Origin of the sequence: Paenibacillus phoenicis (assembly GCF_034718895.1) — a bacterium.
GTDB lineage: Bacteria > Bacillota > Bacilli > Paenibacillales > Paenibacillaceae > Fontibacillus > Fontibacillus phoenicis.
The window spans coordinates 2,664,934-2,678,498 of sequence record NZ_JAYERP010000001.1 but is presented as its reverse complement, the minus strand read 5'-3'; the positions used below and the strand labels follow the sequence as shown (position 1 = coordinate 2,678,498).

General features: G+C 54.5%; 14 protein-coding genes. 13 read left to right on the top strand and 1 reads right to left on the bottom strand.

The genetic code is table 11. The features are described 5' to 3' along the window. The first annotated feature begins 35 nt into the window (after positions 1–35). The 9 genes from U9M73_RS12610 (at position 36) to U9M73_RS12570 (ending at position 9,056) form a co-directional block, all read left to right on the top strand. Positions 36–1,121, top strand: coding sequence for a CgeB family protein (locus tag U9M73_RS12610; RefSeq protein ID WP_009225102.1), 1,086 nt, complete (start codon positions 36–38; stop codon positions 1,119–1,121). 74 nt (positions 1,122–1,195) lie between these two features. Beyond that, on the top strand, positions 1,196–2,320 hold the full coding sequence (locus U9M73_RS12605; RefSeq protein ID WP_009225103.1) for a CgeB family protein: 1,125 nt from the start codon (positions 1,196–1,198) through the stop codon (positions 2,318–2,320). 64 nt (positions 2,321–2,384) lie between these two features. Then, positions 2,385–3,959, top strand: a complete 1,575-nt coding sequence (locus U9M73_RS12600; RefSeq protein ID WP_232282283.1) for a glycosyltransferase family 4 protein — start codon at positions 2,385–2,387, stop codon at positions 3,957–3,959. Positions 3,960–3,979: 20 nt separating this feature from the next. After that, positions 3,980–5,071: a non-hydrolyzing UDP-N-acetylglucosamine 2-epimerase gene (wecB, locus tag U9M73_RS12595; protein ID WP_036645207.1), complete on the top strand. Its 1,092-nt coding sequence runs from the start codon at positions 3,980–3,982 to the stop codon at positions 5,069–5,071. Then, positions 5,064–6,050, top strand: a complete 987-nt coding sequence (locus U9M73_RS12590; RefSeq protein WP_009225106.1) for a polysaccharide biosynthesis protein — start codon at positions 5,064–5,066, stop codon at positions 6,048–6,050. The genes wecB and U9M73_RS12590 overlap by 8 nt, the downstream gene beginning before the upstream one ends. After that, complete coding sequence (locus U9M73_RS12585; RefSeq protein ID WP_009225107.1) at positions 6,047–6,877, top strand: SDR family oxidoreductase; 831 nt, start codon at positions 6,047–6,049, stop codon at positions 6,875–6,877. The genes U9M73_RS12590 and U9M73_RS12585 overlap by 4 nt, the downstream gene beginning before the upstream one ends. After that, on the top strand, positions 6,870–7,802 hold the full coding sequence (locus U9M73_RS12580) for an SDR family NAD(P)-dependent oxidoreductase (RefSeq protein WP_323077524.1): 933 nt from the start codon (positions 6,870–6,872) through the stop codon (positions 7,800–7,802). The genes U9M73_RS12585 and U9M73_RS12580 overlap by 8 nt, the downstream gene beginning before the upstream one ends. Beyond that, complete coding sequence (locus tag U9M73_RS12575) at positions 7,799–8,509, top strand: glycosyltransferase (protein ID WP_009225109.1); 711 nt, start codon at positions 7,799–7,801, stop codon at positions 8,507–8,509. The genes U9M73_RS12580 and U9M73_RS12575 overlap by 4 nt, the downstream gene beginning before the upstream one ends. Positions 8,510–8,648: 139 nt before the next feature. Then, positions 8,649–9,056, top strand: coding sequence for a hypothetical protein (locus U9M73_RS12570; RefSeq protein ID WP_009225110.1), 408 nt, complete (start codon positions 8,649–8,651; stop codon positions 9,054–9,056). Positions 9,057–9,155: 99 nt separating this feature from the next. On the opposite strand, the gene U9M73_RS12565 is transcribed toward U9M73_RS12570, so the two are convergent. Next, the gene (locus U9M73_RS12565) at positions 9,156–9,338 is read right to left on the bottom strand and encodes a hypothetical protein (RefSeq protein ID WP_323077518.1); all 183 of its coding nucleotides are present in this window, start codon (positions 9,336–9,338) and stop codon (positions 9,156–9,158) included. 36 nt (positions 9,339–9,374) lie between these two features. On the opposite strand from U9M73_RS12565, the gene U9M73_RS12560 reads away from it, so the two are divergent. The 4 genes from U9M73_RS12560 (at position 9,375) to U9M73_RS12545 (ending at position 13,553) form a co-directional block, all read left to right on the top strand. After that, a complete protein-coding gene (locus tag U9M73_RS12560; protein ID WP_323077517.1) occupies positions 9,375–10,076 on the top strand; it encodes a glycosyltransferase in 702 nt (233 codons plus the stop codon). Between the two features lie 64 nt (positions 10,077–10,140). Beyond that, complete coding sequence (locus U9M73_RS12555; protein ID WP_323077515.1) at positions 10,141–11,451, top strand: nucleotide sugar dehydrogenase; 1,311 nt, start codon at positions 10,141–10,143, stop codon at positions 11,449–11,451. A 27-nt stretch (positions 11,452–11,478) separates the two neighbouring features. Continuing rightward, positions 11,479–12,465, top strand: coding sequence for a polysaccharide biosynthesis protein (locus U9M73_RS12550; protein WP_260070338.1), 987 nt, complete (start codon positions 11,479–11,481; stop codon positions 12,463–12,465). A gap of 17 nt (positions 12,466–12,482) precedes the next feature. Further along, positions 12,483–13,553, top strand: coding sequence for a glycosyltransferase family 2 protein (locus tag U9M73_RS12545; protein ID WP_260070337.1), 1,071 nt, complete (start codon positions 12,483–12,485; stop codon positions 13,551–13,553). Positions 13,554–13,565 lie beyond the last annotated feature (12 nt).

Sequence of the window (13,565 nt, the reverse complement as noted above, 5' to 3'; positions counted from 1 at the left end):
CAAGATCGAAATCCACGAAGATAGGATGAAGGACCTTGGAGAACGTCAACGAGAATCGATACGGCGAGGCTTATCAGGCCGGATACCAGGAGGGGATCCGGTTTGGCGGATGCCAGGCTGTGCTGGAACGAATTCCGCCGGTTTCTCGGCCGAAAGTGGACCTGCGGGTGCTGTACGTGCCTCAAGGGTTCGATGCGATTGACGAAGGGGTTCAAACGGCGCTTGCGGAGCTGACGCGGGAGTGCATCGTTGCCTCACCGGAAATGATGTTGCAGGAAACCGAGCACCATCATCCCGATCTGGTGCTGGTCATGAATTCGCTGCACATCTTTCCGCCTGATCATACTGCGCAGTTGGAGCAGATCCGGAGGATGGGGATTCGGACCGCTGTTTGGTTCGTGGATGACCCTTATTTTACCGATGATACGCTCGCGCTGGCTTTAAGCTACGATGTGGTGTTTACGCACGAAATCGAATGTGTGCCGCTCTATCGCTCCCTTGGGGTGCAAAGCGTACACCACCTTCCGCTCGCTGCGAATCCGCGTCAATTTCGGCCCATTCCGGCTAAGCCGGAATATCGCTATGATGTTTGTTTTATCGGCAATGCTTTTTGGAATCGAGTCGCCTTGTTTGATCGCTTAAGCTCGTTCCTGCAGGACAAACGCGTGCTGATCGCCGGGTATCATTGGGACCGCCTGCCCCGATACGAGCAGTTGGCACGGTTCATCCGACCCGGATGGGTTCCCGTTGAGGAGACGGTTCGTTATTACAACGCCTCCAAAATCGTGCTCAACATCCATCGACCAACGCAAGCCGGCCAGGATAACCGGAACGGGAACGATACCTCAGGGAGATCGATCAATCCGCGAACCTATGAAATCGCCAGCTGCGGCGCTTTTCAAATTACGGACATCCGCGACGATTTAACCTCTTTCTACCGGCCGGGCTACGACATCGAGACGTTTCGGGATGAGGCGGAGCTGGAGGCGAAAATCCGTTACTATCTCGAGCACGACGAGGAACGGCGCTTGATCGCTTGGCGCTCGCTGTGGACGACGACGGCCGTCCATACGTATATGGACCGGGTTAGCCGCCTGCTGGCAGCAGTCACCGAAAGCTAAGAGCAGGAATCAACCGGCAAGCATCACCCTACAAGAAGCAACCGACAAGTATCAACCTATAAAGGAGTGACCTTATGTTCATGGAAGAAGCGACTGGCAATCCAACTCAACCCGTGATGAGCCCGGAGGAGCGCGGTAGAACCAACGGGTTCCGTGACGGCTACGCCGAGGGGTACCTGAGGGGAAGGGCCAGCTATATTGTCAGTCAACCGCGGCCGAAATTTCAGGTCCGCAACTTAAAAATATTATATGTCAGTTCGGGGAAAGGATTTCCTTATTCTCCGATAGACGAGGCCGTAACTTCCACGCTCCGTACGTTAACCGCGGAAGTCATCACCGCGGTGCCGGGCGATTCTATACCGGATTTGGCATCGCTGCATAAGCCGAACTTGCTGCTCGCCCTCGACGGTTTGGAGCTTCCTGTGGAGTATATCAACGCCGTGCGGGCTATGGGCATCCCGACGGCCATTTGGTTTACAGATGATCCCTATTATACGGATATGACGGTTCCGCTGAGCACTCAATATGACTACGTGTTTACCCTTGAACGAAATTGCGTTGATCTTTATCGCGCAGCCGGCTGCAGCCAAGTCCATTATTTGCCGTTTGCAACCTTTCCGGAGCATTATCGTCCGACCTTGATGCCATCCCCGCACCGCCGCAATTTAAGCTTTATCGGTTCAGCGTATTGGAACCGGGTGAACTTTCTTCAGCCTATTTTACCGGCGCTGATCGAACAAGGCTTAATGATCAACGGAATCTGGTGGGATCGGCTGCCGGAGTACCCGGCTTATGTGGACCGGATCGAGCTGGGAAAATGGATGGGCCCGGTGGAAACCGCCGAAGTGTACAGCGGTTCGAAGATCGTTCTGAATTTACATCGCTCCCCGTTTGAGGAGGATGTCAACAACAACAAAGCCGGTATAACGGCGGCGTCGCCAAATCCGCGGACGTTCGAAATTTCGGCCTGTGCAACGCTTCAATTGGTTGATTCGCGGGACGATTTGGCATCGTTCTACGTTCCCGGCGAAGAAATCGAAACCTTCTCCTCGCCGGAGGAGTTGGTCGAGAAGGTGCGTTTTTATCTGACCCATGAGGAACAAAGACGGGAAATTGCGCTGCGTGCGCTGAATCGGACCTTGCGGGATCATACCTATTCCAATCGGTTAGATCAGCTGCTAACCGTGATTTTCGGGTGAATCCTGTGAAGTGGAAGCCGGTTCCGGAGTCCCGGACAAACGCACAGGCAAAGGAGGGGCAATTGTGTCGGATAAAAAGAAGTTGCTGCTGTTCTCGCATGTGTGCAATTCCAGGAACGTAACCGGCGCGGAAAAGCTGTTGTTATTCAGCGCGAGAAAGCTGTCGGCTTATTACGACTGTACGATCGTGGTTCCAAGGCAGGGCAGTTTGTCGGTTCTGGCCAATCGTTATGGGATTCGCACTCTGCTGTGCGATAACTCGTTGCTCTACGGGATGTGTTCCCCGCACTCCGGTCTGTCTGGCGAATTCCATGCGATCGCCTGGAGCGACTCGGTGCAGCGCACGATCGGCTTGCTCCAAGAGGAGCAGCCGGATGCTGTACTGGTGAATACCAGCGTAAACGTGTCGCCGGCGATTGCTGCCAAACAGTTGGGAATTCCTGTGATTTGGCAGATTACGGAGGTCATTGCGTCCAATGAGTTTACGGCGGAAGCGGTGAATCTGATCGACAGATACAGCGATTTGATCGTTGGCATTTCCGAATCCGCGCTGCTCCCTTTCTTTGGAACGCAGGCCATGCACAAAACCGTGTTGCTCTACCCTTCGTGGAACCCGGAGGATATCCATCCCGAGCTTTGGCCGACACAACGCTGGCATCGAAGAGCGCAATGGAAGATCAAGCCGTCCGAGGTCTTGGTCGGCTATATTTCCTCTTACCTGATTCCGGAGAAAGGAGCCGATCATTTCATCGGGGCAGCGCTGAATCTGGTGCACCGGTTCCCGGCGGCCAAATTCGTCATCATCGGTGCAGAGGTTCAACCTGAGTATTACCGGAGCTTAAAGCGGGCGGTTCAGGGATCGCCGCATTCGCAGCGATTTATTTTTGTCAGTATGGAAAACCATGTGGAATCCGCCTTTAGTGCGATGGATATCGTCGTTGTTCCAGGCATTCTGCCCGAAGGGTTTGGATTAACGGCGCTCGAAGCGATGATCTTCGGTAAACCGGTTGTTGCCTATGCTTCGGGCGGATTGCGGGAAATTTTGGAGTCGACAGGCAGCGGTGCTTATTTGGTACCGACGGGAGACAGCGTCGGACTTGCGGAGAAGTGTGCAGAGCTCCTGTCTTCCATGGAAATGTCCCGCAGCGTAGGGGAAAGGAATCGAGCTCAAGTGGAGGTTGTGTTTGGCCCGGCCGCTTACGAGCTGCGGCTTCAAGGACTCGTTCAGCGCATGCAGGGGCTGTCGGGGGTTGCCGTGCCGCTGCCTGAGCCGGCCCCGACTGCTCCTTCCCCAGATGCGGCGGAGTTTCGAGGCTCTGGAGTGGGGGCAGTGCCAATTGGGAAGGCGCCGGCAGGTGCAGCGAGCCCATCCGGCCGCCGCAGACGGGTCAAATTGAAGCGAGCCAAACTTCGCAAGAGAAGATCCGGTACGGGAAGGAGCTTGACCGCCCGACGCGGCGGGAAGCGACGCGCAAGCAAGAATACCCGGCGCAGGGTGGCGCGTGCTCGTAAGAACCATCGAAGCCGCGGGACGGGGCGCGCACGGAAGATGAACCGGAATCGCCGCCCAGCCGGCCGGAGAACAGGAACTACCCGCAAGCAACGCGTGCGGAAACGCCAGAAGTCTACAAGGAGATGAGTCAGCAAGGAGATGAGACCGTGAAAATCATGACCATATTGGGGACCCGACCGGAAATCATTCGGCTCAGCCGGATCATCCCGTTGCTGGATCAGTGGGCCGAAAAACATGTACTGGTGCATACGGGGCAGAATTTTGCGGCTAGTCTCAGCGATGTTTTTTTCCAGGAGCTAGGGTTGAGACAGCCAGACTATATCTTTCAAGATCATCAAACGACGCTGGGCAGCCAGTTGGCGGCGATGTTTGGCCAGATGGAGCGGATCTTGGAGGTGGAGCGGCCGGACCGCGTGCTTCTGCTGGGGGACACCAACAGTGCGCTGTGCGCCGTACTAGCCGAGCGACTCGGCTATCCTGCGATCCACATGGAGGCGGGCAACCGCTGCTTTGACCTCGAGGTGCCCGAGGAGAAGAATCGGAAAGTCATCGATGCGGTGTCGACCATCAATATGCCGTATACTCCGCAGAGCAAAGCCCATTTGCTGGCGGAGGGGGTGCCAAGCAACCGCATCGTGCTGACCGGCAATCCGATTTACGAAGTGATGAAGTTCTACGAGCCGCAGATTGAGGCGAGCGACATCCTGCAACGGCTGGGGCTGAAAGAAGGGGATTATTATCTCGTGACCGCCCATCGGGCGGAGAACGTCGACCGCCCGGCCTCCCTGCACGCCATTATGGAGGGGCTGAACCGGGTCGCGGAAGCGTCGTCTAAACGGTTGATTTGCAGCATTCACCCCCGGACGAGATCGCGGATTGAACGTGATTTGAAGCTGGAAATGCATCCACTGGTGGAATTTCACGAGCCGTTTGGTTTCTTCGACTTCGTGAAGCTGGAGAAGCATGCGATATGCGTGTTGACGGACAGCGGTACCGTGCAGGAAGAATGCTGCATCATGCAGGTGCCTACGGTAACGATTCGCCGTACAACGGAGCGGCCGGAGACCGTGGATTGCGGCAGCAACGTCGTATCCGGCGTAGACGCCGGCAGAATCGCCGAAGCGGCGAAGCTGATGGCCGGCATGGAGCGTTTGTGGCCTTGTCCTGAAGGTTATCTGGAGGAGAAGGTATCGCAAAAAGTGGTCAAATTCGTGCTTGGGGGGAAGTTGAATGTTTAAAGATCAAGTCATTCTCGTCACCGGGGGGACCGGTTCCTGGGGTTACGAGCTGATCCGCCAGCTCCTCCCTCAAGACCCGAAGGAGATCATCATTTACTCCCGTGGAGAAGCGGCGCAAGTTGCGATGAGCCGCACCTTTAACGACGAGCGCCTGACGTTCCGAATCGGCGATATCCGCGACAAGGAAGCTTTGGTCGCGGCCTGCCAGAACGTGGACATCGTCTTCCATCTGGCTGCTTTGAAGCACGTGCCCATCTGCGAGGAGCAACCTGCCGAAGCGCTGAAAACCAATGTGGTTGGCACCCAAAACGTTATTGAAGCCGCCATTAAAAACAAAGTGAAAAAAGTCCTTTATATCTCTACGGACAAAGCGTCGAACCCGTCTAACTTTTACGGCATGACCAAGGCCATCGGTGAAAAGCTGGTCGTTTACGCCAACCTGATCCAGGATGAAACCCGATTTGTATGCATCCGGGGCGGCAACGTGCTGGGCACCAACGGCAGCGTGATCCATTTGTTCAAGCAGCAGATCCGTGAGCAGAAGCGGGTAAAGATCACCGATTTGGAAATGACCCGATTTTTCCTGACGATGCCGGAAGCGATCCAGCTTCTGTTTAAGGCTTCTCGGGAGAGCATCGGCGGGGAGATTTTCGTCATGCTGATGCCAACCTGCCGGATTATCGACCTGGCGGAAGTGCTGATTGAAGCTTCGGGCATACCCGATGTGTCGATCGAGGTGACGGGTATACGCCCTGGGGAACGGATTCACGAGCTGCTGCTCAGTGAATATGAAAGCCGGTCGACCGTGGTATACGACAAGGAGTATCTGGTCATCATGCCTGCGCTCGAGATCGTGGGTCTGAGAGATCGTTACGGCCATTTGCCGCTTGTTCCCTACGGCGAGTTGAGTTCGGAGCATGAGCTGATGAGCAAGGAGGAGATCCGCATCATGCTGGATAAAGGAGGATTTCTCTCATGAAATTGCTAATCCTAGGGGGCCATGGGATGGCCGGTCATGTATTGGTACGGCATTTTCGCGAGAAGGGAGGCTACCAGGTGTTCTATACCTCACGTGACCCTGGTGACCGGGACTCGCTGATATTGGATGCCGGAGATATCGTCGCCGTCGATCAGGCGGTGCAGTTAGTTCGTCCAGATGTCATTATTAACGCGGTTGGGGTGCTTAATCAATTTGCCGACCGGGACAAAATTATGGCTTATCATATCAACGGATTTCTGCCCCACCGGCTGCGCCATTTGGCTGACAAAATCAATGCGCGTCTGATTCATATCAGTACTGACTGTGTCTTCCGCGGCGACCGCGGCAGCTACCGGGAGGATGATCAGCCCGATGGTGTTACGACGTACGCCTTAACGAAGGCGCTCGGGGAAATACGGGACGCAGGACATCTGACGATCCGCACCTCCATTATCGGACCGGAAATTCGCCGTCACGGGATCGGACTCTTTCATTGGTTTATGAGTCAGAAAGGCAAGGTGTCCGGGTACCGCCAGGTCAAATGGAACGGCGTGACAACGATCCAGCTTGCCAAGACGATCGAATTGCTGCTGGACCGTCCCGTGTCCGGGTTGATCCATTTAGCGCATCCAGAGGTCGTCAACAAGTATGAGATGCTACAGATGTTTCAAGAAATTTTGGGGAAAACCGACGTTGAGATCGAACCGGATGACGGCCCTAACCTCGACCGTACGCTGGTAAACACCCGTCCGGACGCGGCGGTCCCCCTTCCCTCGTTCCGTCAGATGCTGGAGGAAATGGCGGAATGGATGAAACAGCATGGGTGACCGGGGGACGGTTCTGATTACAGGAGCCGGCGGTTTTACCGGACGCCATGCTTGCCAACGTTTTGCCGCCAAGGGATACCGGGTTTTCGCTTTGGTCAGGAAGGAAGCCGGATTGCCTGCAAACGAGAAGGTAGCGTACATCCCATGTGATTTGACTGACAGGGCAGGGGTCAAACAGGCCATCGAGCGGACCCGGCCGCAGTACGTGCTGCACCTGGGCGGTAAAAACTCCGTCCCGGATTCCTGGGCTGAGCCCATCCTTTATATGGAAAGTAATGTCATGACGACCCTATACCTGCTGGACGCGTTGTATTCCTGCGGTTTGGGGGATACCCGTATTCTCGTTGCCGGCTCACGGCTCAAATTCGGACTGGATCGACCGCTTCGACCCACTCACCCTTATGGGTTAAGCAAAACTTTGCAAGAGGCGTCCGCGTTGGCCTGGGGTAAGCTGTTCCATCTTGGCGTGTTGATCGCAGAACCGGGCAATTTGATTGGAGCCGGCCCGTCAACGGGGATTTGCTCTCTGCTCGCCCGGCATATCGTCCGGCTGGAGCGCGGGGAGTCCCCTCCCTCCTTCCAGTTGTCTGCGGCGGATGCTAGGCGCGACTTCCTCGACGTGAGCGACGCGGTAGACGCTTATGAAATGCTGCTGCGCCAAGGGGAGATCGGCGAGGTGTATCCGGTCTGCTCCGGGCGGGAGCGGAGCTTGGCCGAGCTGGTGGAGGACTTCGCGCAGCTAACAACTGTAACGGATATGAGGATCCAAGCGGGTCCTCCATCCGCAAACGGAGCGGTATCCCATGCCGAGCCGCCCCTTCCCCAGGCGCTCTGGGACTTGGGGTGGCGGGCTAGCGTGGCCTGGGAACAATCGCTGCTGGACATTCTGGACTATTTTCGCAAAGAGGGGGCCGAATCGTCATGAATCCGCGCGTTAGTATCATTATTCCTTTCTATAACTGTCCCTATATTGAACAGGCGGTGCAAAGTGCACTGAGTCAAACGTATCCGCATACGGAGATTATCGTTGTGGATGACGGTTCGACTGTCCACGCCGAGCGGCTCGCGCCTTACCGCGGTCATATCTATTATTTGGGCAAGGCGAATGGGGGAACGGCCTCTGCGCTGAACCACGGTATCCGACACGCTTCCGGGGAGTATATCGCGTGGCTTAGCTCGGACGATCTGTTTGCGCCTCAGAAAGTCGAAATGCAATTAAGTTTCATGCTGGGGCAAGGCGCTGAAATTTCCCATACCAATTTCCACTACATCGATGAGCATGGCCGAATCACTCAATACAATGCCGGCATGCAACCCCTGGGGATGCGAGAGCTGGCGAACACGTTGTACAGCGGCAACCCGATTAACGGATGTACTGTCATGATGAGACGCAGCTTGATTGAGCGCGTGGGACTGTTTGATGAAGGCCTGCCGTACACTCACGACTACGATCTGTGGCATCGAGTAATGCTCTCTCGTACGGCTTTTCCTTATTTGAACGTCCCGCTCATTTCCTACCGGCGCCATTCGGGGATGGGGACGCTGCGCCATCAAGCGGCGATCTCGGCGGAGATCCGGTTCATCCAGAATCGTTACCGGGATGCGCTGACCCATCTTATCGCGACTTCTTAACGATTCAAGCGGACCGGGCCAAGATATCGACGAATCCTAAAGAGACAAAATAAGCGGTTATCTTGATAAAGATGTCTATACCAAAACCTTCATCGGTTCATAACCTGTACTAGATTACAAGAAGGTGGTGATTTAAAAGATGGGTGTCTTTCTTGATGCCAGAAGCTCCGTGAACTCCAACCAGCCCGGATTCCCCGGAACTCCGCTCACAGATACTCCTGCATTGTTCGGGATTATCGGCCTGCAAACGCAGAACGTTCCGAATCCGATTGTTTTGCTGTCGGGTACTATCGGAATTCTGGGAGACGTCGGCGATACGTTTACGATTGAGATCGTTCGCGGTGCAACGTACGTTCCAGCCAATGTCATCTTTACCCTCGACGGCGGCGTTAGCAGCGCCGCTTCCACAGAAGTCACGTCTTTCGTAGCCGCCGACCTTCAGGCTCCGGCTGCTCCGGAAACCGTTTATACGTCCTTTATCTCTGGAGCAACAACGGCAGTCCGAAACGGTCCAGAATCATTTGTAGGCATTGCCCAACAGGGTTAGGTTGTACCCAGAAAGCCTGCCTCGGGGTGACCCGGGCAGGTTTTCTGCTAAACGAAGGATATAAGCTCCGATAGAAAAGGATTTGAAGGAATGAAGCGGCTAAAGATTTTGTTCGTAACGAAGGATTTCAGTCGATATTTGGAACGGAATTTTCACTACATGCAGTTGGAACTGCGAAAATATGCCGATTTGGCCTTGGATCATCAGGGCGGAGAGGTACGGGCTATTCTCCGGCGAGCTCCCTTTCAGCCCGATTTTGTTCTGTTTAACGATCGGTTTCATGCCTCTTATTGCCCTCCAGTTGAGGGGCTGGAACATTTGAAGTTACCTTGGGGCATGATCATGCATGATCTGCATGCCAAAGTCGAGCAGCGACGAGAGTTCCTGCGGCGTTACCCCTCTGCCACCATCTTTGTGATGTATCGGCAAGCGTTCCGGGAGCGGTATCCCGAGTTCAAGGGCCGTCTTTATTGGCTGCCCCATTTTGTAGAACCTACCGTGTTCAGGGATTATCGACGCCGGAAAAACATCAACGTTCTGCTTATGGGGGCAACTAACCCGAAGGTATACCCGTTGCGCCATAAGATGAAAACGGCTTTGACCGGATATCCCGGCTTTGTATGTCACAGCCATCCCGGCTATACGGACTTCGAATCCGATGCCCAGGCGCTTGTAGCGCGAGGCTTTGCGCTTGAAGTGAACCGATCCAAGATCTTCCTGACTTGCGATTCCAAATTCCATTATCCGCTTCGCAAATATTTTGAGGTACTCGCTTGCAACACGCTGCTGCTCGCTCCCGAGAACGCTGATCTACGCGCGCTTGGGTTCAGGTCCGGCGTACATTATGTGGCCGTGTCGGAGCGGGATTTTCTCGCCAAAATTCATTTCTATTTGCATCCAAGCAACGAATCGCTGCGGGCGAAGATCAGCGGTCAAGGGTATGAGTTCGTCCGGGAGAAACATACGACCTCCGTTCGTACTCTGCAGCTCCTTCAAATGATCCGTTCCATCGTCGGTTAAAAATACACGAAAGTGAGCGCGAGGCACGTCCTTACGGTCAAACTTCAAGCGAAAGGGGAGATGGATGTTGTCACGAATCATTGCCATCGTCGGTATGGGATATGTTGGTCTTCCTTTGGCCGAAACGTATCTAGACCAGGGTTTTCGCGTCATCGGCATCGACAAGGACGAAAAGAAATTACAGCTTTTGCAACAGGGACGAAGTTACATCGCTGACGTTCCCGATGAGAAAATCAAACGATATACCTATACGCAGCAATTGACGGTATCTCCGGACTTCGCCGAGATCGCAAGCGCAGAAGCAATCATTATTTGCGTGCCGACTCCGTTGACGGAACAGCATGTGCCGGACTTGACCTATCTGGTCGATGCCGCAGAAAACATCGGGAAGCATCTTAAGCCCGGGCAGTTGGTCGCATTGGAAAGCTCTACTTACCCCGGAACCACCCGGGAAGTGATTTTGCCGCTGTTGCAAAAAAGCGGTCTACACCTGGGGACGGAGTTTTTTGTCGGCTTTTCACCGGAACGGGTGAATCCCGGAAGCCGCCGTTACTCCCTGAGAGATATTCCTAAGATCGTCAGCGGGATTACCGCTGCTTGCGCGGATCGGATGGAGGAGCTTTATCGTGCGGGCTTTCGCACCGTGGTGCGGGTATCCTCGACGGAAACGGCTGAGATGGCGAAACTGCTGGAAAACACCTTTCGTTTCGTGAACATTTCTTTCATCAATGAGTTTGCTTTGCTCTGCGATCAAATGGGAATCAACGTTTGGGAAGTGGTGGAGGCGGCCTCTTCCAAGCCGTTTGGCTTTAAGGCGTTTTATCCCGGCCCCGGCGTAGGCGGACATTGCATCCCGGTGGATCCGATCTATCTGCAATGGAAAGCACAGCAGTTAGGGATGGAAAGCTCATTTATCGAGATCAGCTCGCGGATTAACCGCGACATGCCAGGGTACATCGTGTCCAGGCTGCAGGAAGAATTGAACGGTAGCTCTCTTGCCGGTAAGCGGATTTTGGTGCTCGGAATTACGTTTAAAGAGGATGTCGCCGATATCCGCGAATCGAGCGTGCTTGAGCTGATTCGGCTGCTCATGGCCGCTGGTGCAATAGTCGATTATCACGATCCGTTGATTCCAGAAGTGGAGATCAGCGGAATCAAGCTGTATTCGGTGGAGTTGACAGCGGAGCGCTTAGCCTCCTCGGACGGCGTGGTGATCGCCGTCCGTCACCGCGGATTGCCGCTGGAGGATGTCGTGAAGCACGCGCCATTTGTATTCGATACGCGAAATGCGGCCGCCGGTATACAAGGCAAAGCGCGGATCGTTACGCTGGGGGGCGGAAAATCAGGATCCGCTCAAAACGGAATTTCCCGATGAATCTAGTTACGAAAGGAAGGTATATAGATGTTCAGAGACAAGACCGTGTTAATTACCGGGGGGACCGGATCCTGGGGGAAAAGGCTGACAAGGAGACTGTTGCAAGAGGGACCGCGGGAAATCCGCATTTTCTCGAGAAACGAATACGCTCAGGTCTTAATGCAGCGGGAATTTAGCGGGCACGCCTCAATGCGGTATCTGATCGGTGATGTCCGTGATTACGCGGCGGTGGAAGCGGCGAGTAAGGGAGTGGATTATGTCTTCCATCTGGCAGCTTTAAAACATGTGCCGGTTTGCGAATTCCAGCCGGAAGAAGCGCTCAAGACCAATGTGCTCGGAACGGAAAACATCATTCAGGCGAGCATCGCGAATAAGGTCATCAAGGTGATCGACGTGTCCACCGACAAAGCGGTGGATCCGACAAATACGTACGGGATGACCAAAGCGATCGGGGAGAAGCTGATGATTCGTGCGAACGATTTAAGCGAGCATACCCGGTTCACTTGTATCCGCGGGGGGAACGTGCTTGGGACGAACGGCAGCGTGGTTCCACTGTTCATCAACCAGCTGCGGGACGGGAAAGACTTAACGATTACCGCCCGGGAGATGACGCGCTTCTTCCTGACCTTATCCCAGGCGATCGATCTTCTGCTTAAAGCAGCCACGACAGCCATCGGGGGCGAAACGTTCGTGATGAAAATGAAGGCCTGCCGCATCATCGATATTGCTGAGGTGCTTGCGGAGCATTATGTCGGACATCACGTCCCGGTGCAGGAAATCGGCATTCGGCCTGGAGAGAAGCTGCATGAGGTGCTGGTCTCTCGGTACGAAGCTCCCTATACGCTCAAATATAGCGATCAATATTACGTCATTCTTCCTCCCAGCTCCAAGGAGCTCATTGCCCATTATTCCAGCTTGCCTCGCGAACTGTTCTCTGAATACAATTCCAATGCGTCTTTGCTTGATAAAGCCGAAGTGGCTGAGCTGCTGCGGGAGGGAGGGTTCCTGAACTGATCACGATAAGTTTATGTATGATTGTCAAAAATGAAGAAGCCCGTTTGCCTGTATGTCTAAAGTCCGTCGCGGATTTGGCGGACGAAATCGTGATCGTGGATACGGGATCAACCGACCGCACGAAGGAGGTGGCCGCGGAATTCGGGGCCAAGGTGTACGAGTTCGCCTGGCGGGAGGATTTTGCGGCCGCGCGGAATTTCAGTTTTTCTTTGGCAACCTGTGAATACATTCTCTGGATGGATGCTGACGATGTATTCACCGAACCCAACCGCGCCAAGCTCCTTCGGTTAAAGCAAGAATTGAGTTCTGACATCGACGCGGTCCTGATGAATTATGTGCTCCACGAGGAGGAGCAGACCGGAGCACCGCTGGCCTTCACTCGGCGGAACCGATTGGTCAAACGGAGCCGGAATTACCGCTGGATTGGCATCGTACACGAATACCTGGATGTCGCGGACGGGAAACAGCTGCTGACGGATATTGCTGTGACCCATCGCGGAACCGGGAGCCATTCCGGACGGAATCTAAAGATCATCGAGCATCATTTGGCTTCCGGCGGCGTACTGCAAGGACGCCTGCGTTTCCACTTTGCATGCGAGCTGGCAGATGCCGGTCGATATGAGGAAGCCGTACCGCATTTTGCGGAGTTCCTCCTCGATCCGAAGGCAAACCGGGATGATCTGATTCTAGCTTGCGCCCGTTTAGCGGATTGCTATGGTTTTTTGGGACGCGAGCGACAAAAACTGGAGACGCTGCTGCGATCCCTCCAATTTCATATTCCAAGTTCGGAAATTTGCTGTGCTATCGGCAACTGCATGGAGGATCGGCAAGAATGGGCGATGGCAATCTATTGGTACGGTCAGGCGATACAGAATGCCAATGTTGGCAGTTGGACAGCGATCGTTCATTCAGCGTCCCGGACATGGTTGCCGCATAGCCGGTTATGTTTGTGTTATGCGCAGCTCGGCCATTTACGTCAGGCTTATGAGCATAACCGGGAGGCGCTTCGCTATTTGCCCGAGGATCCGGGCCTCCTTGAAAATGAGAAGAAGCTGAAGTTGGCTTTGGAAACGGCGTCTACCTCATAGGCGGTTCCCCAA

Excerpts from the sequence above, each read along its gene's own strand:
- U9M73_RS12555 (WP_323077515.1), top strand. The coding sequence starts at position 10,141 with ATGTTGTCACGAATCATTGCCATCGTCGGTATGGGATATGTTGGTCTT.
- U9M73_RS12570 (WP_009225110.1), top strand. The coding sequence starts at position 8,649 with ATGGGTGTCTTTCTTGATGCCAGAAGCTCCGTGAACTCCAACCAGCCC.
- U9M73_RS12575 (WP_009225109.1), top strand. The coding sequence starts at position 7,799 with ATGAATCCGCGCGTTAGTATCATTATTCCTTTCTATAACTGTCCCTAT.
- U9M73_RS12605 (WP_009225103.1), top strand. The coding sequence starts at position 1,196 with ATGTTCATGGAAGAAGCGACTGGCAATCCAACTCAACCCGTGATGAGC.
- U9M73_RS12545 (WP_260070337.1), top strand. The coding sequence starts at position 12,483 with ATGATTGTCAAAAATGAAGAAGCCCGTTTGCCTGTATGTCTAAAGTCC.
- U9M73_RS12585 (WP_009225107.1), top strand. The coding sequence starts at position 6,047 with ATGAAATTGCTAATCCTAGGGGGCCATGGGATGGCCGGTCATGTATTG.
- U9M73_RS12550 (WP_260070338.1), top strand. The coding sequence starts at position 11,479 with ATGTTCAGAGACAAGACCGTGTTAATTACCGGGGGGACCGGATCCTGG.
- U9M73_RS12580 (WP_323077524.1), top strand. The coding sequence starts at position 6,870 with ATGGGTGACCGGGGGACGGTTCTGATTACAGGAGCCGGCGGTTTTACC.
- U9M73_RS12565 (WP_323077518.1), bottom strand. The coding sequence starts at position 9,338 with ATGAAACCGATCGTTAAACAGAACAAAATCGGGCTGAAAGGGAGCTCG.
- U9M73_RS12590 (WP_009225106.1), top strand. The coding sequence starts at position 5,064 with ATGTTTAAAGATCAAGTCATTCTCGTCACCGGGGGGACCGGTTCCTGG.